At 64.0% G+C, this 25,075-nt stretch carries 26 protein-coding genes; 20 read left to right on the top strand and 6 right to left on the bottom strand.

Annotated elements, in window-relative coordinates:
• Positions 1–636: a LysE family transporter gene (locus ACJRPG_RS12235; RefSeq protein WP_408000359.1), complete on the bottom strand. Its 636-nt coding sequence runs from the start codon at positions 634–636 to the stop codon at positions 1–3.
• A 104-nt stretch (positions 637–740) separates the two neighbouring features.
• On the opposite strand from ACJRPG_RS12235, the gene ACJRPG_RS12230 reads away from it, so the two are divergent.
• Positions 741–1,691 (top strand): DUF808 domain-containing protein, encoded by a 951-nt coding sequence (locus ACJRPG_RS12230; RefSeq protein WP_408000358.1) that lies wholly within the window; start codon positions 741–743, stop codon positions 1,689–1,691.
• A gap of 56 nt (positions 1,692–1,747) precedes the next feature.
• Positions 1,748–2,158 (top strand): inner membrane protein YiaA, encoded by a 411-nt coding sequence (yiaA, locus tag ACJRPG_RS12225; protein WP_408000357.1) that lies wholly within the window; start codon positions 1,748–1,750, stop codon positions 2,156–2,158.
• On the opposite strand, the gene ACJRPG_RS12220 is transcribed toward yiaA, so the two are convergent.
• A complete protein-coding gene (locus ACJRPG_RS12220) occupies positions 2,159–2,464 on the bottom strand; it encodes a TfoX/Sxy family protein (protein WP_408000356.1) in 306 nt (101 codons plus the stop codon).
• A 155-nt stretch (positions 2,465–2,619) separates the two neighbouring features.
• On the opposite strand from ACJRPG_RS12220, the gene ACJRPG_RS12215 reads away from it, so the two are divergent.
• The 11 genes from ACJRPG_RS12215 to ACJRPG_RS12165 all read left to right on the top strand — a co-directional run bounded on the left by ACJRPG_RS12215 (position 2,620) and on the right by ACJRPG_RS12165 (position 14,171).
• Complete coding sequence (locus tag ACJRPG_RS12215) at positions 2,620–4,260, top strand: methyl-accepting chemotaxis protein (protein ID WP_408000355.1); 1,641 nt, start codon at positions 2,620–2,622, stop codon at positions 4,258–4,260.
• Between the two features lie 21 nt (positions 4,261–4,281).
• The gene (gene hemN, locus ACJRPG_RS12210; protein ID WP_408000354.1) at positions 4,282–5,721 is read left to right on the top strand and encodes an oxygen-independent coproporphyrinogen III oxidase; all 1,440 of its coding nucleotides are present in this window, start codon (positions 4,282–4,284) and stop codon (positions 5,719–5,721) included.
• A 7-nt stretch (positions 5,722–5,728) separates the two neighbouring features.
• Positions 5,729–6,466, top strand: a complete 738-nt coding sequence (locus ACJRPG_RS12205; RefSeq protein WP_408000353.1) for a sulfite exporter TauE/SafE family protein — start codon at positions 5,729–5,731, stop codon at positions 6,464–6,466.
• Positions 6,463–8,925, top strand: a complete 2,463-nt coding sequence (locus ACJRPG_RS12200; protein ID WP_408000352.1) for a heavy metal translocating P-type ATPase — start codon at positions 6,463–6,465, stop codon at positions 8,923–8,925. Before ACJRPG_RS12205 ends, ACJRPG_RS12200 begins: the two co-directional genes overlap by 4 nt.
• 4 nt (positions 8,926–8,929) lie before the next feature.
• Positions 8,930–9,085, top strand: a complete 156-nt coding sequence (ccoS, locus tag ACJRPG_RS12195) for a cbb3-type cytochrome oxidase assembly protein CcoS (RefSeq protein ID WP_408000351.1) — start codon at positions 8,930–8,932, stop codon at positions 9,083–9,085.
• Between the two features lie 77 nt (positions 9,086–9,162).
• Positions 9,163–10,578, top strand: a complete 1,416-nt coding sequence (gene ccoN, locus ACJRPG_RS12190) for a cytochrome-c oxidase, cbb3-type subunit I (protein ID WP_408000350.1) — start codon at positions 9,163–9,165, stop codon at positions 10,576–10,578.
• Between the two features lie 13 nt (positions 10,579–10,591).
• Positions 10,592–11,206 (top strand): cytochrome-c oxidase, cbb3-type subunit II, encoded by a 615-nt coding sequence (ccoO, locus tag ACJRPG_RS12185; protein ID WP_408000349.1) that lies wholly within the window; start codon positions 10,592–10,594, stop codon positions 11,204–11,206.
• A gap of 1 nt (position 11,207) precedes the next feature.
• Positions 11,208–11,372 (top strand): cbb3-type cytochrome oxidase subunit 3, encoded by a 165-nt coding sequence (locus ACJRPG_RS12180; protein ID WP_408000348.1) that lies wholly within the window; start codon positions 11,208–11,210, stop codon positions 11,370–11,372.
• Positions 11,365–12,291: a cytochrome-c oxidase, cbb3-type subunit III gene (ccoP, locus tag ACJRPG_RS12175; RefSeq protein WP_408000347.1), complete on the top strand. Its 927-nt coding sequence runs from the start codon at positions 11,365–11,367 to the stop codon at positions 12,289–12,291. Before ACJRPG_RS12180 ends, ccoP begins: the two co-directional genes overlap by 8 nt.
• A gap of 5 nt (positions 12,292–12,296) precedes the next feature.
• On the top strand, positions 12,297–13,658 hold the full coding sequence (gene ccoG / locus ACJRPG_RS12170) for a cytochrome c oxidase accessory protein CcoG (protein WP_408000346.1): 1,362 nt from the start codon (positions 12,297–12,299) through the stop codon (positions 13,656–13,658).
• A 9-nt stretch (positions 13,659–13,667) separates the two neighbouring features.
• Positions 13,668–14,171 (top strand): FixH family protein, encoded by a 504-nt coding sequence (locus tag ACJRPG_RS12165; RefSeq protein WP_408000345.1) that lies wholly within the window; start codon positions 13,668–13,670, stop codon positions 14,169–14,171.
• On the opposite strand, the gene fnr is transcribed toward ACJRPG_RS12165, so the two are convergent.
• The gene (fnr, locus tag ACJRPG_RS12160; RefSeq protein WP_408000344.1) at positions 14,168–14,923 is read right to left on the bottom strand and encodes a fumarate/nitrate reduction transcriptional regulator Fnr; all 756 of its coding nucleotides are present in this window, start codon (positions 14,921–14,923) and stop codon (positions 14,168–14,170) included. The genes ACJRPG_RS12165 and fnr overlap by 4 nt on opposite strands.
• A gap of 96 nt (positions 14,924–15,019) precedes the next feature.
• On the opposite strand from fnr, the gene ACJRPG_RS12155 reads away from it, so the two are divergent.
• From ACJRPG_RS12155 to ACJRPG_RS12140, 4 genes are all read left to right on the top strand, one after another.
• Positions 15,020–15,796: an EAL domain-containing protein gene (locus tag ACJRPG_RS12155; RefSeq protein WP_408000343.1), complete on the top strand. Its 777-nt coding sequence runs from the start codon at positions 15,020–15,022 to the stop codon at positions 15,794–15,796.
• A gap of 46 nt (positions 15,797–15,842) precedes the next feature.
• Positions 15,843–16,280, top strand: a complete 438-nt coding sequence (locus tag ACJRPG_RS12150; protein WP_408000342.1) for a MarR family winged helix-turn-helix transcriptional regulator — start codon at positions 15,843–15,845, stop codon at positions 16,278–16,280.
• Positions 16,281–16,406: 126 nt separating this feature from the next.
• A complete protein-coding gene (locus ACJRPG_RS12145; protein ID WP_408000341.1) occupies positions 16,407–17,162 on the top strand; it encodes an alpha/beta fold hydrolase in 756 nt (251 codons plus the stop codon).
• Between the two features lie 105 nt (positions 17,163–17,267).
• Complete coding sequence (locus tag ACJRPG_RS12140) at positions 17,268–20,375, top strand: response regulator (protein ID WP_408000340.1); 3,108 nt, start codon at positions 17,268–17,270, stop codon at positions 20,373–20,375.
• Here ACJRPG_RS12140 and ACJRPG_RS12135 read toward each other — a convergent pair.
• A complete protein-coding gene (locus ACJRPG_RS12135) occupies positions 20,372–21,316 on the bottom strand; it encodes a GlxA family transcriptional regulator (protein WP_408000339.1) in 945 nt (314 codons plus the stop codon). The genes ACJRPG_RS12140 and ACJRPG_RS12135 overlap by 4 nt on opposite strands.
• Before the next feature lie 90 nt (positions 21,317–21,406).
• On the opposite strand from ACJRPG_RS12135, the gene ACJRPG_RS12130 reads away from it, so the two are divergent.
• Positions 21,407–22,186: an SDR family NAD(P)-dependent oxidoreductase gene (locus ACJRPG_RS12130; RefSeq protein WP_408000338.1), complete on the top strand. Its 780-nt coding sequence runs from the start codon at positions 21,407–21,409 to the stop codon at positions 22,184–22,186.
• Here ACJRPG_RS12130 and ACJRPG_RS12125 read toward each other — a convergent pair whose 3' ends face one another.
• The gene (locus tag ACJRPG_RS12125; RefSeq protein WP_408000337.1) at positions 22,187–22,654 is read right to left on the bottom strand and encodes a hypothetical protein; all 468 of its coding nucleotides are present in this window, start codon (positions 22,652–22,654) and stop codon (positions 22,187–22,189) included.
• Positions 22,655–22,706: 52 nt separating this feature from the next.
• Here ACJRPG_RS12125 and ACJRPG_RS12120 point away from each other — a divergent pair, with 52 nt between their 5' ends.
• Both ACJRPG_RS12120 and ACJRPG_RS12115 read left to right on the top strand, forming a co-directional pair.
• A complete protein-coding gene (locus ACJRPG_RS12120) occupies positions 22,707–23,978 on the top strand; it encodes an SDR family oxidoreductase (protein ID WP_408000336.1) in 1,272 nt (423 codons plus the stop codon).
• The gene (locus ACJRPG_RS12115; RefSeq protein WP_408000335.1) at positions 23,978–24,442 is read left to right on the top strand and encodes a DUF2269 family protein; all 465 of its coding nucleotides are present in this window, start codon (positions 23,978–23,980) and stop codon (positions 24,440–24,442) included. The genes ACJRPG_RS12120 and ACJRPG_RS12115 overlap by 1 nt, the downstream gene beginning before the upstream one ends.
• Here the strand turns inward: ACJRPG_RS12115 and ACJRPG_RS12110 are convergent.
• A complete protein-coding gene (locus ACJRPG_RS12110; RefSeq protein ID WP_408000334.1) occupies positions 24,439–25,020 on the bottom strand; it encodes a YdeI/OmpD-associated family protein in 582 nt (193 codons plus the stop codon). The genes ACJRPG_RS12115 and ACJRPG_RS12110 overlap by 4 nt on opposite strands.
• Positions 25,021–25,075: the final 55 nt, after the last annotated feature.

Here is a 25,075-nt window from a genome sequence, read left to right as displayed (position 1 = left end):
TTATGCGTGCGCGCCCCGCTTCACGAAAAACAGGGCCGCGCCCACCGCCATCAGCAGGCCGCCGAACACCCGGTTCTGCTTGCGGACGGCGCCCGCGTCCCTGAAATAGCCCTGCATGGTGGAGGCCAGGAAGGCATAGCCGTGCATGACGGTAATATCCACCACCAGCATGGTCGCCGCCAGGATGGCCAGTTGCGGCAGCAGCGGCTGGCCCTGGGTAATAAACTGCGGCAGCACGGCAACCATGAAGATGATGCCTTTCGGATTGGTGGCATTGGTCAGGAAACCGGTGAAGAAACGCTTGCGCACCGACGGCAGGCCGCCCTGGGCGGCAATGCCGAGGCCGTCCTGCACTTTGGCGCGCCATTGGCTCAGGCCAAGGTAGATCAGGTACAGCGCGCCCACCGACTTTACGACGGTAAAGGCCAGTTCCGATGCCAGCAGCAGGGAGCCCACGCCCGCGCCCGCAATGAACAGGATCAGCAGCAGGCCCGCCTGCAAGCCCATGATGATGACGCTCGCCTTGCGCAAGCCATAGGACAGGCCATGCGACATCGACAGCACCGCGCCCGATCCCGGCGACAGCGCAATGATGATGGAAGACACGAGAAAGGCGAACCAGGTGGCGAAGCTCATCGGATGTCCAGCTAAAAAGAAATCATTGTAGCCGCCGATTGCGCCTGCCGCAGGACGGGTAAGGTAAGATTGTCTATCTATTACTTTTACCTCGGAGTTTGCCGATGGCCGGTACCAGCCTGCTTGCACTGATCGACGATATTGCGTCCATCCTGGACGATGTGGCTGCCATGAGCAAAGTGGCCGCGAAGAAGACGGCAGGCGTGCTGGGCGACGACCTGGCGCTGAACGCACAGCAGGTGGCGGGCGTGAACGCGGACCGCGAACTGCCCGTGGTGTGGGCGGTGGCCAAGGGTTCGATGAAGAACAAGGCCATCCTGGTGCCCGCCGCGCTGGCCATCAGCGCCTTTGCGCCATGGGCCATTACGCCGCTGCTGATGATAGGCGGCGCCTTCCTGTGCTTCGAGGGGTTCGAGAAGCTGGCGCACAAATACCTGCACAGCAAGGAAGAGGACGACGCGCACCACGCCGAACTGGCGGCGGCCGTGGCCAATCCGGAAGTAGACCTGGTGGCGATGGAGAAGGACAAGATCAAGGGCGCCGTGCGCACCGACTTCATTTTGTCTGCCGAGATTATCGTGATTGCACTCGGTACCGTGGCGCAGGCGCCGTTCAGCCAGCAGGTTGCCGTGCTGGTCGCAATTGCCCTGCTGATGACGGTGGGCGTGTACGGCATTGTGGCGGGCATTGTGAAGATGGACGACGCCGGCCTGTGGCTGAGCCAGCGCGCGGGCGAGGGCAAGGCCGGGCTGCGCGCCTTCGGCCGTTTCCTGCTGTCCGCCGCGCCCAAGCTGATGAAGTTCCTGTCGGTGGCAGGCACGCTGGCCATGTTCATGGTGGGCGGCGGCATCCTCACGCACGGCATCCCCGGCGCGCATGACATCATCCATCACGCGGCGGAGGCCGTGCACGGCGTTCCCGCCGTCGGCGGCGTGCTGGCCGCTGTTACGCCTACCTTGCTCGACGCGATTGCGGGCGTGATCGCGGGCGCCATCGTGCTGGCCGTGGTGACAGTTGCCGGCCGTATCCTGCGCAGCTTCAAGAAGCAGCCCTGATTTTTCTGGTGTCATGAGCGGCACGGGCGGCTTGCCCGTGCCTCCAAGGAACCCTCATGACTCCTACCTCCAATCGCCCGTCCCCCGCCTTCAGCGGCGCCTCCTGGTTCGCCCTGTTCACCGGCGCGCTGGCCTACCTGATCGGCCTGTGGAACGCCGGCATGCAGCTGAACGAAAAAGGGTATTACCTCACGGTGCTGCTGTATGGCCTGTTCGCCGCCATCTCGCTGCAGAAGTCCGTGCGCGACCGCATGGAAGGGCTGCGCGTCAGCGGCATCTATTTCGGCCTGTGCTGGGTCTCGACGCTGGGCGCCATCCTGCTGCTGACGGTGGGGCTGTGGAATGCCACGCTGGCGCCGAGCGAGAAGGGCTTTTATGCCATGTCTTTCCTGCTGAGCCTGTTTGCGGCCGTGGCGGTGCAGAAGAATGTCCGGGATAGCCTGGCTGCCGAACCGGCCGCCGGCTGATTATTTTTTCTTCTTCGGTTTGGGCACGGGGAGCTCGTTGGCCGTGATGCGGCACAGCTCCCCGAGCCATTCGCTGTCCTCGCAGCGGTCCCCCGTAATCAGGAAGTAGGGTTTGGCCTGCGGGAAGGGCTGCACCATCTCCGGCTCGCCTATATAGGCCTTGCCCGCCGCGGTCGGCTTCATAAACAGCTGGTCGTCGCACACCACGGCAAACATCTTGCCATCCAGGTAAACCCCGTATTCGCCGAACATCTTGCGGGCACTCACCCCGCCTGCGCCGCGCATCTGGTCAAGAATGAAATCCATTGTGCTCTGCTGGGATGCCATCGGTCGCCTATATCTTCTGATTTCGGGAATTTTGATCTACATCAATGATTTTGCATGCCCCCCTCCGTAAACTTGAAACTGCCAATTATTACTACAAGGCAATAAAAAACGTTTCAAGGCTGAAGGAGCAACGCATGCGCAAGAATTTGCCGGTAACAAACCACGAAGTCGAGATCGATGAGGATCAGGCTATTGTGTCGAAAACTGATCTGGATGGCAACATCACCTATGTAAACCCCTATTTCGTACAGATCAGCGGTTTTTCTGAACAGGAGCTGATCGGTGCGCCGCAGAACATCGTGCGCCATCCGGACATGCCGGTGGAAGCGTTCGCCGACCTGTGGACAACCATCCGGAACGGCATTCCATGGACCGGCATCGTGAAAAACCGCTGCAAGGATGGCAGCTATTACTGGGTGAAGGCGAATATCACGCCGATCCGCGATGCCGGCCGCACCGTCGGCTATATGTCCGTGCGCACCCGCGCCGACCGCGCCCAGGTGGCGCAGGCGATGGAGGCTTACCGCAGCCTGCGTGAAGGCGGCGCGAAACAGCTGGAAATCCGTAATGGCCAGATCATCCACCGCGGCTGGCGCAACCTGCTGGCGCGGCTGAGCCATGTGTCGCTGTCCATGCGCATCTGGCTGGCCACCAGCGTGGTGAATACCCTGCTGCTGGGCGTGTGCATCGCCAGCCTGTTCGGCAACCATGGCAGCGACGCCGTACGCTACAGCATCTTCGGCGCCACACTGATCGGCCTGCTGATCAACGTCTTCCTCTGGTACACCCTGCGCAGCGGCGTGCTGCAGCCGCTCGGCCGCGCGCTGCAAGGCGCGCGCCAGATTGCGGCGGGCGACCTGTCCGGCTCCTTCGACACGCACAGCACCGACGAAGTGGGCCAGCTGCTGCGCGCCCTGCAGCAGATGAACCACAACCTGATCGCAACCATCCGTGATGTGCGCGTGAACGTGGAAACGATGGCCGTTGCCACGCGCCAGATCGCCGCCGGCAATACCGACCTGGCAGGCCGCACCGAATCCCAGGCCGCGAGCCTGGAGCGCACCGCTTCCAGCATCGATGAATTTTCGTCCACCGTGAAGGCCAATGCCGAGAACTCGATCCAGGCCAATGACCTCGCGGTGGCGGCGTCGGACGTGGCGGAACAGGGTGGCGCGATTGTTTCGGAAGTGATTGCGACGATGGATGAAATCAACAGCTCGTCGAAGAAGATCGTGGACATCATCGGCCTGATCGAAGGCATCGCCTTCCAGACCAATATCCTGGCGCTGAACGCCGCGGTGGAAGCGGCACGCGCCGGTGAACAGGGCCGCGGCTTCGCGGTAGTGGCAGGCGAAGTGCGCAACCTGGCGCAGCGCTCCTCGGTCGCTGCCAAGGACATCAAGCACCTGATCGACGTGTCGGTGAACAAGGTGAGCGTGGGCATGGAACGCGCCCAGCGCGCCGGCTCCACCATGGAGCAGGTGGTGCACTCCGTGAAGCAGGTCACGAGCATCATGCAGGAAATCTCGGTGGCCTCGCGTGAACAGAGCCAGGGTGTGGATGAAGTGAACAAGGCCATCTCCCACATGGACGAAGTGACGCAACAGAACGCGGCGCTGGTGGAAGAAGCGGCGGCAGCGGCCAACAGCCTGGCCGAAGAAGCGGCCGGCGTGCGGCAGGCCGTCAGCCTGTTCAAGTTCGGCAGGCAGCCCGCCGGACGCCGTCCTGCTCCCGTGCGCAGTGCCAATGCGGGCCAGAAGCGCCTCGCTGCCTGAAACATCTGAAAGCAAAGAATCATGAATGCCCTCGCCAGCCCCGTAGCGCCGTCAGTGCAGTTCGACGCGGACCTGATCAACAAACTGAGCATGTCCGGACCGCGCTATACCTCTTACCCGACCGCCGACCGGTTTACGCCGGATTTCGGCTACGGGAACTTCCTGGAAGCGCTGGCGGGGCTCAAGCTGCGCGGCAAGCGCCGCCCGCTGTCGCTGTATGTGCACGTGCCCTTCTGCGACACGGTGTGCTACTACTGCGCCTGCAACAAGATCGTGACCAAGGACCGCAGCAAGGCGGCGACCTACCTGAGCTACCTGAAGCAGGAAATCGCCATGCAGGGCAAGCTGTTCTCCGGCATGAACCGCGTGGAGCAGCTGCATTTCGGCGGCGGCACGCCAACCTATTTCAGCGATGCGCAGATGGGTGAACTGATGGAGCACCTGCGCCGCAATTTCGACTTCGTTCCGGATGCGGAAGGCGAGTACTCGATCGAGATCGACCCGCGCACGGTGGACGCGCAGCGGGTGCAATCGCTGCGCGCCCAGGGCTTCAACCGCCTGAGCCTGGGCGTGCAGGATTTCGACCCGGATGTGCAGAAGGCCGTGAACCGCATCCAGCCGGCGGAGGAAACCATCGCCATCATGAACGAGGCGCGCAAGGCCGGCTTCCGCTCCATCAGCATCGACCTGATTTACGGCCTGCCGAAGCAGAACCTGCAGACGATGGAGCAGACGCTGTCCAAGGTCATCATGTCGAACCCGGACCGCATCGCGCTGTACAACTACGCGCATATGCCGCACCTGTTCAAGCCGCAGCGCCGCATCCTGGATGAAGACCTGCCGCCGCCGGCGCTGAAGCTGGAAATGCTGGCGCTGTGCATCAGCCGCCTCACCGCTGCCGGCTATGTTTATATCGGCATGGACCATTTCGCGAAGCCGGAGGACGACCTCGCCGTAGCGCAGCGCCAGGGCCGCCTGCACCGCAACTTCCAGGGCTATTCGACGCACGCGGAAATGGACCTGGTGGCCGTGGGCGTGTCCGCCATCAGCGCGGTGAATGCCACCTACAGCCAGAACGTGAAAACGCTGGACGAATACTACGAACTGCTGGACCAGGGCAAGCTGCCGATTTCGCGCGGCTACAAGCTGGATACGGACGACCTGCTGCGCCGGATCATCATCCAGATGCTGATGTGTAATTTCGAACTGTCGATCGCCTCCATCGAGATGGCTTATCCGATCCGCTTCGCCAGCTACTTTGCGGCCGAACTGGAGCGCCTGCGCGCGCTGGAGGAGGACGGCCTGCTGACTATCGATGATGAATGGATCACGGTCTGGCCCAAGGGCCGCCTGCTGATCCGCAATATCTGCATGGTGTTCGACCGCCACCTGAACCGCACGCGCGAAGCGGCGGCAGCCAGCGGTGCAGCGCAGCCGCTGCGCTACTCGAAAACAATCTGAGGACAGCATGAACGGCCTGAATCTTTTGCCGCTGTTTGTCGCCGGGCTGGCGGGCAGTGTGCATTGCGTGGGCATGTGCGGGGGCGTCGTGGGTGCTTTGAGTACGGCCGGGGGTGGGCGTATCCAGATCAGCCGCGGCGCCCAAGCCATCGCGCCATTGCGAATTCTGGCCTATAACGGCGGCCGCATCGGAAGCTATATGCTGGCCGGCGCCATGGCGGGCGGATTGGCGCAAGGCGCGGCGCTGCTGGTACGCGTGAGCGCCGTGCAGACGGCTGCCTATTGGCTCGCCAACGGCATGCTGCTGCTGCTCGGCCTCTACCTGATGGATGCGTGGCGCGGGCTGGCACGCGTGGAAGCCGGCGGCGCGCTGGTGTGGCGCCAGGTGCAGCCGCTGCTCCGCGGCTTCATGCCCATGGATACCTTGCCCAAGGCCTTCGTGCTTGGCGCGCTGTGGGGATGGATTCCCTGCGGGATGGTTTACAGCGTGCTGCTCACGGCCATGCTGAGCGGCTCCGCCATCAATGGCGCGCTGGTGATGATGGCTTTCGGACTGGGCACGCTGCCCATGCTGCTGGCGCTCGGCGTGGCCGGCGCCCGCGTGCGCGCGGCGATGCAGCGGCGCGGTGTGCGTATCGCGGCGGGCGCGCTGGTGCTGGGCTTCGGCCTGCTCGGCCTCGCGCGCGCGGCCGGAGGCATCCAGCACGGCTGGCTCGATGCACTTTGCCTGGCGGTGCAGACATGAACGCCTTCAGCAGCGCGGAACAGCTGGCGCCTGCCGCTTCGGCAGGCTGCTTCCATTGCGGCGAGCCGGTGCCCGCCGGGTCGAACTGGCAGGTCAGCATCGGCGGCGCCACGCGCGCGATGTGCTGCCCCGGCTGCGAAGCGGTGGCGCAGACCATTGTCAGTCTCGGGCAGGAAGCCTACTACACGGACCGCAGCGAGTTTGCGCTGCGCGGGGACGACACGGCACGCGGCCTGGTCCCGGCGGAGCTGCTGCTCTATGACAGCGATCCGCGCTACGCCGGCAGCGGCAGCGCGACCGCCGAAGCGACGCTCCTGATCGAAGGCATACGCTGCGCGGCCTGCGTCTGGCTCATCGAACGCCGCCTGCTGAAACTCGGCGGCGTTGCCAGCGCTTCAATGAACGTGGCCACCGAACGGCTGCTGGTACGCTGGCACAAGGACCAGCTGCAGCTATCCGCCATCCTGCACGCGCTGCGCCAGATCGGCTATGCGGCTTATCCCTACGACGCGGCACGCCACACGGAACAGCTGCGCAAGGCCAGCCGCACGCTGGGCCGGCAGCTTTTCGTGGCGGGCCTGTCGATGATGCAGGTGATGATGTATGTCGCCCCCGAGTACCTGGCCGAAGACGGCACGCTGGATGCGGGCATGACCGCCCTGATGCGCTGGGCCAGCCTGTTGCTTACGCTGCCTGCCATCCTGTATTCGGCGCAGCCCTTCCTGCGCGGCGCCTGGAACAGCCTGCGCGCCCGCGCGCTGGGCATGGATGTTCCGGTCGCCATCGGCATACTGGCAGCGTTCCTGGGCAGTGCCGTGGCGACCTGGCGCGGCAGCGGCGAAGTCTGGTTCGACTCCGTCACCATGTTCATCTTCCTGCTGCTGGCCAGCCGTTATCTCGAACTGGTGGCACGGCGCAAGGCGGCGACCGCGCTGGACCGCCTGCAGCACGCATTGCCCGCATCGGCTACCCTGCTCACCGGCTGGCCCGAAGCGGGCGAACCGCAAACCGTTCCTGCAGCGGCGCTGAAAGTGGGTGACATCATCATGGTGAAACCCGGCGAAACGCTGGCGGCGGATGGCATCATTGTGGAAGGCCATTCCTCGCTGGACCTTTCCCTGCTCACCGGCGAGAGCCTGCCGCAGGCGAAGTCGATCGGCGATGCGGTGCCCGGCGGCGCGGTCAACGCAAGCAGTGTGCTGCGCGTGCGCGTAACGAAGAACGCCAGCGAAAGCACGCTTTCGGGGCTGTTAAGGCTGGTGGAGCGCGCGGGCGGCAGCAAACCTGCCATTGCGCAGTGGGCGGACCGCACGGCCTCATGGTTCGTGGCCGCATTGCTGCTCTTCGCGCTGGCCAGTTTCGCCTGCTGGAGCTGGCACGACCCGGCGCGCGCGTGGCCGGTGGCCATTGCGGTGCTGGTGGTGTCCTGCCCCTGCGCGCTGTCGCTGGCTACGCCCTCCGCGCTCGCCGCCACCACCGACCGCCTGCTCGGCAAAGGTGTATTGATCGTCAAGCCGCATGTGCTGGAAACGCTGCACCGCGCCACCCATATCGTTTTCGACAAGACCGGCACGCTGACTACCGGCCAGCTGTCCGTGCAGCAGGTGGAGTTCTTCGGCGATGCGCGGCGTGAGCAATGCCTGCGCGTAGCTGCCGCGCTGGAATCGGGTAGTGCGCATCCGATCGCGCAAGCCATCGGCAGCTATGCGGCGCGCATCAGCGGCCCCTCGGCTGCCGTGCGCGAATTGCGCGAAACACCCGGCCAGGGGCTGGAGGCGGAAATTGAAGGCTGGCGCTACCGCATTGGCAACGCATCCCACGTGGCCGGCATCGCGGGCTGCATGCCGCCCTGTCGCAGCGCGCCGGACGCCGGCATGTCCACCGTCTATCTCGGCACGCAGGGGCGCTGGCTGGCCTGCTTCATGCTGAGCGACACGGTGCGCGAGGATGCCGCCGCCACGCTGGATTATTTTGCAAGCCTGGGCAAGCACACCATCCTCCTCAGCGGCGACAGGCAGGAGCTGGTGCAGCGCGTGGCGCGTGAGCTGAAGATCGGGCGGGCCGAAGGCGGCTGCCTGCCGTCGGAAAAGCTGGAACTGGTGCAGGAGCTGCAGAAGCAGGGCGCGGTGGTGGCCATGGTCGGCGATGGCATCAACGATGCCGCGGTGCTGAGCGCCGCCGATGTCTCCTTTGCCATGGGCAGCGGCTCCGCGCTCGCCCAGGTCAGCGCCGACACCGTGCTGCTGAATGGACAACTCGGCGCCGTCGCCGAAACATCGCGCGCCGCCGCACGCACCATGCGCATCATCCGCCAGAACCTGGGCTGGGCCATGGCCTATAACGCGCTTGCCATTCCGGCGGCGGCAATGGGCTGGCTCAATCCCTGGCTATCGGGCGTTGGCATGGCAGCCAGTTCCGCCTTCGTCGTTCTCAACGCGCTGCGCCTGCGCAGAAAGTAGCATCATGGAAGCCTTGTATTTATTGATACCCCTCAGCGTGCTGCTGGTATTCGGCGCGATATGGATATTTTTCAACGCTTCCGACGGCGGCCAGTTCGACGATCTCGTTGGTCCCGCGCTACGCGTGCTGCAGGACGACGACCGATCCGGGGAATTTTGATCCAGGTCAAAGTTTTTTGAAGTGGGCCTCGGTAACCTTTGACATACATCATCAAAGTGTTCTCGGGAGAACTTCAAGTGGAATCGAACTACAACTACAAGATCGTGAAGCAGTTTGCGATCGCTACGGTAGTGTGGGGCATTATCGGCATGCTGGTGGGCGTGATCATCGCCGCGCAGCTTACCTGGCCTTCGCTCAACCTGGACATACCGTGGCTTACCTACGGCCGCCTGCGCCCGCTGCATACCAATGCGGTGATCTTCGCCTTCGGCATCAGCGGCCTTTTCGCCACTTCCTACTATGTGGTGCAGCGCACCTGCCAGGTGCGGCTGTTCTCGGACAAGCTGGCCGCCTTCACCTTCTGGGGCTGGCAGGCGGTGATCCTGTCCGCCGTGATCACGCTGCCCATGGGCCTCACGCGCGGCAAGGAATACGCGGAGCTGGAATGGCCGATCACGATCCTGATCGCCGTGGTGTGGATTGCTTACGCCATCGTCTTCTTCGGCACCATCATCAAGCGCAAGGTCAAGCATATCTACGTGGCCAACTGGTTCTTCGGCGGCTATATCCTCGCCGTGACGCTGCTGCACGTGGTGAACGGCATGAGCATGCCGGCTTCGCTGACCAAGTCCTATTCGATGTACAGCGGCGTGCAGGACGCCATGATCCAGTGGTGGTACGGTCATAACGCCGTGGGCTTCATCCTCACCGCGGGCTACCTGGGCATGGTGTACTACTTCATCCCGAAACAGGCCGAACGCCCGGTGTATTCCTACCGCCTGTCCATCGTCCACTTCTGGGCGCTGATCTTCACCTATATGTGGGCCGGCCCGCACCACCTGCACTACACGGCGCTGCCTGACTGGACGCAGTCGCTGGGCATGGTGTTCTCCCTGATCCTGCTGGCGCCGTCGTGGGGCGGCATGATCAACGGCATCATGACCCTGTCCGGCGCATGGCACAAGCTGCGCACCGATCCTATCCTGAAGTTCATGATCGTGTCCCTGTCCTTCTACGGCATGGCCACCTTCGAAGGCCCGATGATGTCGATCAAGACCGTCAACGCGCTGTCGCACTACACCGACTGGGGCATCGCCCACGTTCACGGCGGCGCACTGGGCTGGGTGGGCTTCATCACCATGGGTTCCATCTACTACCTGCTGCCGCGCCTCGCAGGCCGCACCCAGATGTACAGCACGAAGCTGGTGGATCTGCACTTCTGGGTAGCGACCATCGGCGTGGTGCTGTATATCGCCGCGATGTGGATCGCCGGCGTGATGCAGGGCCTGATGTGGCGCGCAGTGAACCCGGACGGCACGCTCACCTACACCTTCGTTGAAAGCGTGAAGGCCACCTATCCCTACTACGTGGTCCGCCTCGCGGGCGGCGCGCTCTACCTCGCCGGCATGTGCGTGATGGGCTACAACACCTGGATGACGCTGCGCGGCCGCGAAACCGTGACCGCCCGCATCCCTGAACTGAAAGCGGCATGAAGGAGCAAGGCAAATGAAATTTTCACATGAATGGATCGAGAAGAACCCCTGGCTGCTGATTGCGCTGGTAACGCTGGTGGTGTCGGTGGGCGGTGCGGTGGAGATCATTCCGCTGTTCTTCCAGAAGTCCACCACGGAACCGGTGGCGGGCCTCAAGCCCTACACCCCGCTGCGCCTCGCAGGGCGCGATATCTATGTGCGCGAGGGCTGCTACAACTGCCACTCGCAGATGATCCGCCCCTTCCGCGCCGAGACCGAGCGTTACGGCCACTACTCGGTGGCGGGTGAATTCGTGTACGACCGGCCCTTCCAGTGGGGCTCCAAGCGCACCGGTCCCGACCTGGCGCGCGTAGGCGGCCGCTACAGCGACGAGTGGCACCGCGTACACCTGCAGAACCCGCGCGACGTGGTGCCGGAATCGAATATGCCGAACTATCCATGGCTGGCGAAAACCAAGCTGGCGCCCGCCGAGATCGTGCCGAAGATGCGCGCACTGCAGCGCCTCGGCACGCCGTACAGCGAAGAAGAAGTCGCCAACGCGCCCAGGGAGCTGGCGGACAAGACGGAAGAAGACGCGCTCGTGGCCTACCTGCAAGGCCTGGGCACTTTGATCAAAACGAGGAACTGACATGGCAATCGAGAATGTGTTTGACAGCGCCAGCAGCGTAATGACGGTGATCTCGTTCATCACCTTCGTTGGCATCTGGGCATGGGCATGGGCGAAACCGAACCAGGAGGGCTTTGCGCAGGCCGCGAACCTGCCGTTCGCCGACGAGGAGGAACGCCATGTCTGACTTCACCAATGAATTCTGGAACGGCTTCATCATCGTGCTCACGCTGCTGGGCGTGATCGGCTGCGGCGTGCTGCTGTATACCCAGTCCGTGCACAAGGTGTCGGCCGACCACAAAGGGCCGGTCGGCACCACCGGCCATATCTGGGACGAAGACCTGACCGAGCTGAATACACCCATGCCGCGCTGGTGGATGTGGCTGTTCTACATCACCATCGTGTTCGGCCTGGCCTACCTGGTGCTCTACCCCGGCCTCGGCACCTATGCCGGCAAGCTGGGCTGGGCTTCCACCGGCCAGTACAAGGAAGAACTGGCGAAAGCCGATACCGACTACGGCCCCCTGTTCGCGAAATACCGCTCGCAGGATCTGAAGGCGGTGGCCGCCGATCCGCAGGCCCATGCCATCGGCGAACGCCTGTTCCTCACCTATTGCGCGCAATGCCATGGCTCGGACGCACGCGGCAACAAGGGCTTCCCCAACCTGACCGACAAGGACTGGCTGTACGGCGGCGCACCGGACGTGATCAAGACCACCATCATGCACGGCCGCAGCGGCGTGATGCCGCCGATGGGCGCGGCGCTAGGTTCGGACAAGGACATCGAGAACGTGGCGCACTACGTCCTGAGCCTGTCCGGCAGCACCTCGGACCCGATCAAGACCGTGTTCGGCAAGGCCAAGTTCTCCGCCTGCATGGCCTGCCATACCGCTGCCGGCACCGGCAACCAGGCGCTGGGCGCACCGAACCTGGCGGACAAGATCTGGCTGTACGGCGGCAGCGCCGAAACGGTGATGGAGACCATCCGCAAGGGCCGCAACGGCACCATGCCCGCCTTCGCCGACTTCCTCGGTGAAGACAAGGTGCACGTGCTGGCCGCCTATGTGTGGGGCCTGTCCAATCCTGTGGAAGTAGCAAAGAAATAAGCATCATGAATTCGCCGCAAGTCATCAAGATGTATGCAGCACGCGAGGAGATCTATCCGCGCGAGATCAAGGGGCGCTATGCCAGCCTGCGCTGGGTGTTCGTCTGGCTCACGCAGCTGGCCTTCTACGGCCTGCCCTGGCTGAACTGGAACGGACGGCAGGCCTTGCTGTTCGACCTTGCGGCGCGCAAGTTCTATATCTTCGGCCTGGTGCTGTGGCCGCAGGACTTCATCTATCTCGCGGTGCTGCTGGTGATGTGCGCCTGGCTGCTGTTCCTCGTCACGGCAATCGCGGGAAGGGTGTGGTGCGGCTTTACCTGTCCGCAGACCGTGTACACCGAAATCTTCCTGTGGATAGAACGCCAGTTCGAAGGCCGCCGCAGTGCACGCATCGCGCTGGACAGGCAGCCGCCATCGTTGAAGAAGTTCGCACGCAAGGGCGGCAAGCACCTGGCGTGGGGCGCCGTGGCGCTGTGGACCGGCTTCACCTTCGTCGGCTACTTCACGCCCATCGATGTGCTGGCGAACGAGGTGCGCACGCTGACCTTCGGCCCCTGGGAATGGTTCTGGGTGCTGTTCTACAGCTTCGCCACCTACGGCAACGCGGGCTGGCTGCGCGAACAGGTGTGCAAGTACATGTGCCCGTATGCGCGCTTCCAGAGTTCGATGTTCGACCGCGATTCGCTGATCATCACCTACGATGCGAAACGCGGCGAGCCGCGCAGCCCGCGTTCGGCAGGCGGCTGCATCGACTGCTCGATGTGCGTGCAGGTCTGCCCGACCGGCATCGATATCCGCAAGGGACTGCAGTATGAATGCATAGGCTGCGCCGCCTGCGTGGATGCCTGCAACAGCGTGATGGACAAGATTGCGCAGCCGCGCGGCCTGATCCGCTACAGCACCGACCGCGCCATGGCCGAGGGCCTGAGCGTTGAGCAGATCCGGCGCCGCGCCATGCGTCCGCGCGTGCTGGCATATAGCGGCCTGCTGTGCGCCGTGGCGCTGGCCTTCCTGGCCTCGCTGTGGCTGCGCACGCCACTCAAGATGGACGTGATCCGCGACCGCGGCTCCATGGGCCGTGAAGTGGAGGATGGCGATATCGAGAATGTTTACCGGCTGCAGATCATGAACACCACTGAACGGCAGCACAGCTACCGCATCAGCGTAAGCGGGCTGCCGACGCTGGTGGTGGTGTCGGACCTGGAAGTGACGGTTGGCCCGACCGAGACGCGCGCCGTGCCCGTGCGCCTGCGCACCGCCTACGGCGCGGCGAAGAAAGGCTCGAACAAGATTGAAGTGTCGCTGCAGGCGCTCGACGACCCGTCGATTTCCGTACGCGAAGAGGCGGTCTTCATTGTGCCGCGCTAAGGAGAAGAGATGAACAAGCCGTCCGCCCCCTGGTATACCCATCGCTGGCCCTGGCTGCTGATGGCCGGGCCGGCCATCGTGCTCGCGGCCTGCGCCTACACCAGCTATATCGCTTTCGCGCAGCAGGATGCGCTGGTGGTCGGCGACTATTACAAGCGCGGCAAGGCCATCAACCAGGACTTGCGCCGCGACCGCGTGGCTTCGGCCCTCGGCCTGTCGCTGGAACTGCGCTATAACGCGGCGCAAGGCGCGCTGGCGGGCCGTATCAGAACCCGTACGGCGCTGCCGCCCGGGGACGTGGAACTGCACCTGGCGCACGCCACCCAGCCCGCGCGCGACGTGCGGCTCACCGTGCGGCCGGATGCGGAAGGAAACTTCATCGCACCGCTGCCGCTGCTGGAACGCAGCCGCTGGGTGGTGCTGGCGGAAGGCGGCCAGCGCAGCTGGCGGCTGGAGGGCAACTGGCACTGGCCCGCGCAGCGCGAGCTGGTGCTGGCAGCGGACGCGCGTTAAGCGCAGACTTCGGTGCCGGCGGTAATGGCCTTGAGGCGCGGCAGGTCCAGCACCTGAAGTTCGCGGTTGTTCACCGCGATCAGGCCCAGCTTCTTGAACTTGTTCAGCAGCCGGCTGATGCTCTCGATGGTCAGGCCGAGGTAATTGCCGATGTCCTCGCGCGACATGCGCAGCTGGAAGGCCGTGCTGGAATAGCCGCGCGCTTCATAGCGCGAGGCGAGGTTGACCAGGAAGGCCGCGAAACGCTGCGTGGCCTGCATATTCCCCAGCAGCAGCATTACGCTCTGCTCGCGCGTGATCTCCTGGCTCATCATGCGGTGGAAGTGGCGCAGCAGGGTGGGCATATCGACCAGCAGCTGCTCCAGGCTGGAGAAGGGAATCTCGCACACTTCGCTGTCTTCCAGCGCCTCGGCACTGCAATAGTGGCGGTCGGTGCTGATCGCGTCCATGCCCAGCAGCTCGCCTCCCATCTGGAAGCCGGTCACCTGTTCCTCGCCGTTGGCATTGATCTGGTAGGTCTTGAAATGGCCGAGACGGATCGCGTACAGGCTGCCGAAAGGATCTCCCACACGGAACAAGGAGCTGCCTTTTTCGATCTTGCGGCGGCGGCCGATGATGCGGTCCAGCTTATCGATATCGCCCATGTCCAGCCCCATCGGCAGACAAAGCTGGTGCATGCTGCAGGTGGAGCAGCGCGCCTTCAGAATCTCGATGGTGGCGCCGGGCAGGGTAAGGGATGGGAGCTCGTTCATGGCTCCAGTGTACCGGCAAAGCGCACGATTGAACAAACCGCGCGCGCAACATTGCAAAACGTTACACTGTGACTTCATTTTCCAAAAAGACACAAAATGATCCCGATTCAGCCCGAGGTGCCCGCCGAGCATCGCAGCTGCGGCAAATGCCGCACGGCTGAACCGCTGCCGTTCAAGTTTGCATTTGCCTATCAGCCTATCGTGGATTGCGACACGCGTTCCATCTACGCCTATGAAGCGCTGGTGCGCGGCCGCGATGGCGAATCGGCATGGTCGGTGCTGTCGCAGGTGGATGACCGCAACCGCTATCAGTTCGACCAGGCTTGCCGGCGCGAAGCGATCAAGGGCGCGGCCGAACTGGGGATGCGGGAAAGCCTGTCGATCAATTTCCTGCCGAACGCGGTCTACCAGCCGGCCGCCTGCATCCAGGGCACGTTCGAGGCCGCGCGCGAGTTCGGATTCCCGCTGGAGAACATCATTTTCGAGGTGACGGAAGGCGAGGAGGTGGCCGACCGCGCCCACCTCGTGAATATTTTCCGCGAATACCACCGCTTCGGCTTCCGCACCGCGATCGATGATTTCGGCGCAGGCTACGCGGGGCTCAACCTGCTGGCCGAATACCAGCCCGATGTGCTGAAGCTGGACATGGCCCTGGTGCGCGATATCGACAGCAATAAGCCGAAGCAGGCCATCGTGCACGGCGTGATGGCCATCAGCCGCGAGCTGGGCATCCGCGTGCTGGCGGAAGGCATCGAAACTGCTGCCGAGCGCGATTTCCTGCGCGCCGCAGGCATCAGCCTGATGCAGGGCTACCTGTTCGGCAAACCGGCTTTCCGCGCCCTGTCGACGATTCCCGACGCCGCCTACGGCTAAGCAAGCCGATTTGGCTGCCTGTCGCGAAATTTGTTAGGCTATCGCCATGCCGAAACCACAACCGCCTTCGCTCGACCAGCATCTCTGCTTCAAACTGTATTCCACATCGCTGAAGATGACGCAGCTGTACAAGCCGCTGCTCAGCGCGCTGAACCTCACCTATCCGCAATACCTGGTGATGGTGGTGCTGTGGGAACAGGAAGGGCTGGGCATCAAGGACATTGCCGAACGCCTGCAGCAGGATTCGGGTTCCATCACGCCCCTGGTGAAACGCCTGGAGGCGGAAGGCTACCTGGTGCGCAACCGTGACCCGCGCGACGAACGCAACCGCGTGCTGACCCTCACCAAAGCAGGCCAGGAGCTGCGCGCGGAAGGCGTGAAGATCGCCGCCGCCATCGCCGAAAGTTGCAGCATTACCAATGCCGACGTGGACGGCATGATGGCCGGCCTCGGCAAGCTCAGCGCGAATCTCGACGCGCGCTGACAACCCTTCGCAAAAATTTTTTCAAAATTAACTTGCGCACTAATTATTTGCGCGCTATATTTATAACACTTAGCGCGCTAACTAATTCAAACGACACCACGACCCACACTACACAAGGAGTTCATCATGCTGAAATTCGCCTCTTCCGCCCTCATCGCCTCGACCCTGTTCGCCGGCGCCGCCCTGCCTGCTCAGGCTGCCGCCAACGACACCACCGTTGTCCTCGTCCACGGCGCCTTTGCCGACGGTTCCAGCTGGGAGAAAGTGATTCCCCTGCTGCATGCCAAGGGCCTGAAAGTCGTCGCCGTACAGAATCCCCTCACTTCCCTGGCCGACGACGTGGCCGCCGCCCAGCGCGTGATCGATGCGCAGACCGGCAAGGTAGTGCTGGTGGGCCACTCCTGGGGCGGCAGCGTGATTACGCAGGCCGGCACCAGCGACAAGGTCAAGGCCCTGGTCTATGTGGCCGCTTTTGCGCCGTCCGAAGGCCAGACTGCCGCCGATCTCGGCAAGAACTACCCGACGCCACCCGGCGTACCGACCCTGCAGGCCGACGCCGCCGGTTTCCTGACCCTGCCTGAGAAATCGGTCGCGGAAAACTTCGCACAGGACGTCAGCCCGGCCCAGGCCCGCCTGATCTATGCCACCCAGGGCCCGATCCATTCGAAAGCCTTCGGCGAGCCGGTGTCCATTGCATCGTGGAAGTCGAAACCGAACTATTACATCGTGGCCGCCAAGGACCGCATGATCGACCCCGGCCTGCAGCGCGATTTCGCAGCAAAGCTGAAAGCCACCACCACCACGCTGCAAGCGAGCCATGTGCCTATGCTCTCCCAGCCGCGCCAGGTGGCTGATGTGATCATCGCCGCGGCACAGCGCTGATACGGAACGGCGGGGCTATGGCCCTGCCGTTTTTCCATGCGGTATTCAATTGCCAATCCCGGCCATTGATAGGAGAATTTCCCGGCACTCCCATCAAAGGAAACCATGAAGCCGCCTGGGATCAAAGTGAAAGTCGCCCTTGCGACCAGCCTGACATCGATAGTGATGATCGCGCTTGTCACTGCACTGCTGGCGCAGCGCATGCAGGAGGATTTCACCAAGGTTCTGTTTGCGCAGCAGGGCGCCCTGGTCAAGCGCACGGCCGAGGAACTGGACGACAAGCTGTCCATGTTGCTTGGCATCATTTCATTCTCCGCCAGGCAGCAGCCGCGCGAGATCGCCGATGATCCCGCCGCGCTGCGCGCCTATTACCGCGACCGTGCCGTGCTCGCCCTGTTCGACGATGTGCTGGTGCTCAATGCAAAAGGCGTGGTGATTGCCGACCTGCCGGAGACGCCGGGCCGCCAGGGGGTGAATGCATCGGACCGCGCCTACTTCATGCGTGTGATGCAGACGAAAAAGCCCCTGATCACCGAGCCTGTTCTTGGGCGTGCGCATAAGCAGCCGATTGTGCAGATGGCGGCGCCCGTGCTGGACGACCGGGGCGAAGTGCTGTGTGTGCTGCTCGGCGTGATGCGGCTCTACAAGGACAATGTGCTGGGCAACCTGCGCACGGCCAAGGTGGGCCGCACCGGCCACTATTTCGCCCTTACGCGCGAGCAGCAGCCGGTATTTGTGCTCCATCCCGATGCAGCGCTGCTGCTCAAGCCCGCGCCTTCTTCCGCCGCCAGGGAGATGCCGCGGCAAGGAACGGTGATCGGCACCGATGAACACGGGCACCGTGCCCTGAACAGCTACCGCGCGCTGAAATCCGTGGACTGGGTGCTGGCCGCTTCGCTGCCGGTGGACGAAGCGTTCGAACCCTTCAAGGGCCTGCAGCTGCGCATGGCGCTCTGGAGCGGCGTTGCCTCCCTGCTGACGGCGGCCTTCATCGGCTGGCTGACGGTGCGCCTGATGTCGCCGCTGATGAAGCTGCGCGATGCGATCCGCCAGCTGCGCGAACGCGAAGGCGGCTTCGTGCCGATCCCGGTGCAAAAGCGCGACGAGATCGGGGAGCTGACCATCGCCTTCAATGAGCTGATGCACGCGCGGCAGACGGCCGACGACCATGCGCATGCGCTGATGGCGGAGCTGGAGCAGCGCGCCGGTGAACTGGAGCGCGAACGCGACAAGGCCGATGCCGCCAACCGCGCCAAGAGCGACTTCGTGGCCAATATGAGCCACGAGATCCGGACGCCGATGAATGGCGTGCTGGGCATGATCTACCTGCTGTCCAATACCTCGCTGACGGCGCAGCAGCGCAAATACCTGAACATGATACGCAGCGCGGGCGATACGCTGATGGCCATCATCAACGACGTGCTGGACTTCTCGAAGATCGAAGCGCACCGCATGCAGCTGTCGCCTGTGGAATTCGACCTCGATGAGACCATGAGCTCGCTCGCCACCACCATGACGATGAACGCCAGCGAGAAGGAGCTGGAGCTCGCGATCGTGGTTGACCCCGACGTTCCGAAGCTGCTGCGCGGCGATGCGCTGCGGCTGCAGCAGATTCTCGTCAACCTGGCGGGGAATGCCATCAAGTTCACGGAGCAGGGTGAAGTGGTGGTGCGCGTGAGCGCGCGCGAGATGGGCACGGACCGCGTGCGGCTGCGCTTCGAGGTTGAGGATACCGGCATCGGCATGAACCCCGCGCAGCAGGCGCAATTGTTCCGCGCTTTCTCGCAGGCCGATGAGAGCATCACACGCCGCTTCGGCGGAACGGGGCTGGGGCTGGCCATCACGCACCGGCTGATCGAGATGATGGGCGGGAAGATCCAGGTGCGCAGCGAAGAAGGCAAGGGCAGCTGCTTCTGGTTCGAGCTGTCCTTCGACGTGCTGCCGGAGCGCGGCCAGGCGAAGCGGCAGCCGGGCATCGGCCCCCTGTGCATCCTGGTCGCGGAAGACAACCGTACCAGCCGCGACATGATCGGCCGCGTCATCCAGGCCTGGGGCTGGGATGCCGACCTGGCCGATACCGGCGCCGGTGCACTGGCCTTGTTCGAACAGCGCATGGCGAAGGATCAGGCCTATGACGTGGTGCTGGCAGACTGGCATATGCAGGGTAAGGACGGCACCGCCATCGCGCAGGCCATCCGGCGCGCATCGGACGGGCATACGCAGCCTATCGTCGTGATGGTGAACGCTTTCGCGCGCGACCAATTGGAGGAAATCGCCACGCGGCCGGAAGCGGACGTGGTGCTGGTGAAGCCGATCACCAGTTCCAGCCTGTTCGAGGCGCTGCACCAGGCGCTGGTCGCACGCAAGCCAGGCCGCAATGAGCGCATGATGGCAGGCGAGGGCATCCGCGGCCGCCTGCGTGGCGCGCATTTCCTGCTGGTGGAGGACAATCTGCTGAACCAGGCCGTGGCGCGCGGCATCCTGGAGCAGGCCGGCGCCACCCTCGATATCGTCGGCGACGGCCAGCAGGCCGTGGATTTGCTGCGCGCGCAGCCGGCGCGTTACGATATCGTCCTGATGGACATGCAGATGCCGGTGATGGACGGTTTTACCGCCACCGCCATGCTGCGGCGCGAGCTGCAGCTGACGCTGCCCATCATTGCGATGACGGCCGGCGTGCTGGCATCGGAACGGGACCGCTGCGTGGAGGCGGGAATCAGCGATTTCATCGCCAAGCCGGTGATAGTGGAGGAAATGATGAGCGTTATACAACGTCACCTGCCGCAGCAGCTGCGCGCCGCGCAGGGCGAAGGCACGGGAGGCGCTGCGGCGCCAGCCGCCATTGCCGGCCAGGTGTTCAGCATGGACAGCCTGATGAAGGTGATGGGCGCCGACCCGAAAGGACGTGCCGTGATGTTCAGGATGGTGCGCGGCGCCATCGACAACGGCCTGCAGCCGATGGATGAAGCCGACCAGGCGCTGCGGGAAAGCCGCTACCACGATGCGGCGCGCGTGCTGCACAGCCTGCGCGGCGCGGTGGGCGCCCTCGGCGCCAAACGCCTGATCAATGCGACGCTGGACGCGGAGACGGCGCTCACCGAAGGTCCGATGGACGATGCGCCGCGCCTGTTTGCGCTGGTTCGGCAGGAGCTGCAGATGGTCCTGGCGGCCGGCCGCGAGTGGCTGGACCGGGAAGACCCCCAGTCGATCTAGGCGCTTTGCCGCGCCGCGCGCCGGATGGCCTGCGGCGGCTGGCCGTAGGCACGCACGAAAGCGCGCCGCATGCGCTCGGGATCGGCAAAGCCGCTTTCGCGCGCCACCAAGTCAATCGGCAGCCGGCCGGATTCGATCATGTCGCGCGCCGCTTCCACCCTCAGCGTTTCCACTGCCCGCGCGGGCGACTGACCCGTTTCAAGGCGGAAGCTGCGGCTGAACTGGCGGCGGCTCAGGTGAGCCGCATCGGCCAGTTCATCCACGGACAGCTCTTTCTTCAGGTTGCTCTTGGCGTAGTTCAGCGCGCGCTGGATACGGTCCGATTTCGGTTCCAGTTCCAGCAGGGCGGAGAACTGCGACTGGCCGCCGCTGCGGCGGTGGTAGACCACCATCTTGCGCGCGACCTGGCGCGCCAGTTCCACGCCGAAGTCCTTTTCCACCAGCGCCAGCGCGAGGTCGATGCAGGCCGTCATGCCCGCCGAGGTCCACAGATTGCCGTCCTCGATAAAGATGCAGTCTTCTTCCACCCGCGCTTTGGGATGCAGTTTTTGCAGCTCGCGCGCATGCGCCCAGTGCGTGGTCGCCCGTTTCCCGTCCAGCAGCCCGGCCCGGCCGAGCACGAAGGCGCCGCTGCAGATGCTGCCGGTGCGGCGCGCGGAAACGGATGCCTGGCGCAGGAAGCCGAGCAGGCCGGGCGAGTATTCCAGCATTTCCATGGCGCCGCCAACCAGCACCGTGTCGTAAGCGGCGGGGTCGCCGAACGGTTCCGTCGTTACCGGCACACCGCTTGAGCTGCGCACCGGGCCGCCATGCTCGGACACCAGCGAAACCTTATACCGTTCCTCGCCCGCGCTGGCATTGGCCACCTCAAAAACGGTGACGACAACAAGATCCAGCACCTGGAAGCCCGGAAAAACGGCGATTGCGATATGTTTGCTCATGATGGCCCAAATTGAGGTTTATACGTCCTCCGGGCCAAACTTTAGGCTTCTACACTGTGCCTGTCAAATCAAATTATGAAAGGCAGCATCATGAAAACAGCACTCATCACTGGCGCATCCACCGGCATCGGCGCGATTTACGCGGAGCGCCTGGCCCGCCGCGGCTACAACCTCGTGCTGGTGGCACGCCAGCTGGACCGCCTGAACGCGCTGGCTGACCGCCTGGCCGGCACCGGCGTTAAGTTCGAAACCATCCAGGCCGACCTGGCAGACAGGGCGCAGCTGCGCAAGGTGGCGGAGCGCCTGGCGGCTGACGACAGCATCGACACGCTGGTGAACAACGCCGGCCTGGGCGCGACGGCTTCGCTGGTGGAGTCCGCGCTGGAACAGCTGGACAGCATGGTGGACGTGAACGTGACCGCGCTGACCCACCTCACCCACGCCATCGCACCGCGCCTGGCGGCCAAAGGCGCAGGCACGATCATCAATATCGCCTCCATCGTGGCGGTGGCGCCGGAACTGCTGAATGCCGCTTACGGCGGTTCGAAAGCCTATGTGCTGGCCTTCACCCAGGCGCTGCAGCATGAACTGGGCAGCAAGGGCGTGCGCGTGCAGGCCGTGCTGCCGGGCGCCACCGCCACCCCGTTCTGGGATGTGGCGGGCACGCCGGTGCAGCACCTGCCGCAGGAATGGGTAATGAAGGCGGAAGACCTGGTGGACGCCGCGCTGGCAGGACTGGATATCGGCGAAGTCATCACCATTCCATCGCTGCCGGATATCGCCGACTGGGAGCGCTTCAACGCTGCCCGCCTGGCGCTGGGCCCGAACCTGTCGCGCACCAAGCCGGCGGCGCGCTACAAGCTGCAGTGATCAGCGGCGACGGTTCAGCAGGGCGCCGGCCGCAAGGCCGACGCCAAACGCCGCGTACACCAGCGCCATCGACCCGGTAGTGAGGCGGCGTTCGTAGCCTGGCTGCAGCCGCTTCGGCGTCATCTTGTAATCGACAAAGCAGGCCATCGCACTGGCCGCCGCTGCCGCAACGGCGGTGCTTTTCACATCCTTTTTGTCCAGCACCTTTCCGGCCAGCTGTTCAAAAATAGTGGCCCAGAACAAGGCGCTCGCATGGTGGATGGCATAGCCTACCAGCGTGTATTTCATCGACGGTTCGCTGTGCCGGAACGCCTTGTCGCCGTAGATCCAGTGACTGACGGCATTGGTGGCGCCGTAATGGCTGCCGCTATCGCTCTTGCCGCACAGGGCCAGGGCGACTGTCGAGGTGAGGCTGGCGGCTGCGCCAGGCAACATGCCGCGGCCGATCATGGTCTTCCAATTGTCCATATTCCCCTTCCTGTTTTCGTATATCGTGCTCTCACATTCCTGAGAGCCAACCATGCAGATTTTGCTGACCGGCGCCACCGGTTTTATCGGATCCCACCTCGCCCCGCTGCTGCTGGCGCAAGGCCACCGCGTGCTCAGCGCGGGACGGCATCCGCCTGCCGATGAGCGCATCGCTTTCATTGAAGCGGACTTCGCCCACGATAGCGAAGAATCGGTCTGGATGGCGCGCCTGAGGAATGTGGATGTGGTGATCAACGCGGTCGGCATCATCCGCGAAAACGGAGAACAACGCTTTGCCGCCTTGCATACGGCAACGCCGAAGGTGCTGTTTGCGGCCTGTGCGCATGCGGGCGTGAAGCTGGTGATCCAGGTGTCGGCGCTGGGTGCGGATGAGCAAGCCGTGTCGCCATACCACCTGAGCAAGCGCGCCGCCGACGACTACCTCGCTGCGCTGCCACTTGCTTCGCGCATCGTGCAGCCGTCGCTGATCTATGGACCGGATGGCGCCAGCGCACGCATGTTCCGCACGCTGGCCACCATGCCGTTCACGGTGCGCTTCGGCAGCGCGCCGCAGCCGGTGCAGCCCATCCATATCGACGATGTGTGCGCGGCCATCGCTGCACTGCTGCGCGAAGACCAGCCCGTACGCAGCGAGCGCATTGCGCTGGTGGGGCCGCGCGTGCTCCCTTTCGCGGACTACCTCGCCGATTTGCGGCGGCAAATGGGACTGGGCCGCCAGCCGGCGCTGGTGTTGCCGGCGGCGCTTGCGCGCGTTGCCGCGCACATCGCCGGAATGCTTCCGGGAAGTCCGCTCACGCCTGACACGCTGGACATGCTCACGCGGGGCAATACCGCCGATGCGGCGGCAACCACGCGCCTGCTGGGCCGCCTGCCTCGCGATGTGGCCAGCTTCATCGAGCGGCCGCACGCCGAACGGCAACTGGCGCAACTGGGCTGGCTGCTGCCGCTGCTGCGCCTCAGCATCGCGATGGTGTGGCTGTGGACGGCCTGGGTTTCCGCCTTTGTCTATCCGGTGCAGGACAGTTACGAACTGCTGGCGCGCACCGGCGTTCCGCTGGTACTGGCGCCGCTCATGCTGTATGGCGCCAGCGCCTTCGACCTCGCCATGGGCATCGGTTCACTTGCACTGCCGCGCCGCCACCGGCGCTGGCTATGGCTGGCGCAGATTGCGCTGATCGGCTTCTACACCGTGGTCATCGCACTCAAACTGCCGGAGTTCATCTGGCATCCCTACGGGCCGCTCAGCAAGAACCTGCCCATGCTCGCTGCCATCTGGATGCTGTACGAACTGGAGAGAAAGTAATGGAATACCTGATCGTCAAATGGCTGCACATCATTTCATCGACCTTCCTGTTCGGCACCGGCATCGGCTCGGCGTGGTACCTGCTGTTCGCCGTGATCAGCAACAATGTGCGGGCCATCGCCGTGGTGAGCCGCATCGTGGTGATCGCCGACTGGACCTTTACCGCCACCACGATGATCGCCCAGCCGCTGACCGGCTTTTACCTGATCCACCTGGCGGGCTTCCCGATGAACAGCCGCTGGATCGTATGGTCCATCGCGCTCTACGTGATTGCGGGCCTGTGCTGGCTACCCGTGGTGTGGCTGCAGATGAAGTTGCGCGACCTGTCGGCACAGGCTGCCGACCAGGATACGGCGTTGCCGCCGCTGTTCTGGCGCTACTTCAAGGCCTGGGTGGTGCTGGGGATTCCGGCCTTCTTCGCCTTCCTCGCCATCTTCTACCTGATGGTGGCGAAACCGGCCTAGGGATGGATCTTTTCGCCGCGCTCCAGCATCTGCACGAATTGCGCGATGCGCTTCGCCCGCGTTTCGGCCTTTTTCGCGGTCTGGGTACGGAACAGGATGGCGTAGCGGTTGGTGGCGTTCAGCGTTGCGTAGAAAGCCCTGGCGGCGGGGCTGGCGTCCAGCGCCGCCTGCAGGTCGGGCGGAATCTCCGCCTTGCTGGCTGAATCGTAGGCGGCGTCCCAGCGGCCGTCGGCTTTGGCGCGGTCGATCTCGCGCTGGCCCGCTTCGCGCATCTGGCCGGCGGCGGTCAGCGCTTCCACTTTTTCACGGTTGATTTTCGACCAGATGCTGCGCGCCGCGCGCGGCGTGAATTTCTGCACCCAGTAGTGTTCGTCGATGCCTTTTTTCTGGCCGTCGATCCAGCCGAAGCACAGCGCCACGTTCAGCGCTTCCGGATACTGCACCGAGCTTTCCGCCGCGCCCTTCTTGGCAATGCGCATCCACACGCCGGCCGATTTCCCGTGCTCGCGTTCCAGCCATTTCGTCCATGCCGCGGCATCGGGGAACAGCATCTCGGGCAGGGCAGGCTGGGCAGGCATCGTTGTCTCCGGATTGATCACTGCGCCATTCTAGCGATATGATCGGCATTCCACC

The organism is Pseudoduganella rhizocola (genome assembly GCF_045984285.3).
GTDB lineage: Bacteria > Pseudomonadota > Gammaproteobacteria > Burkholderiales > Burkholderiaceae_D > Rugamonas.
Note: the sequence above shows the minus strand (reverse complement) of the source record. Positions and strands in the feature narration are given on the sequence as shown.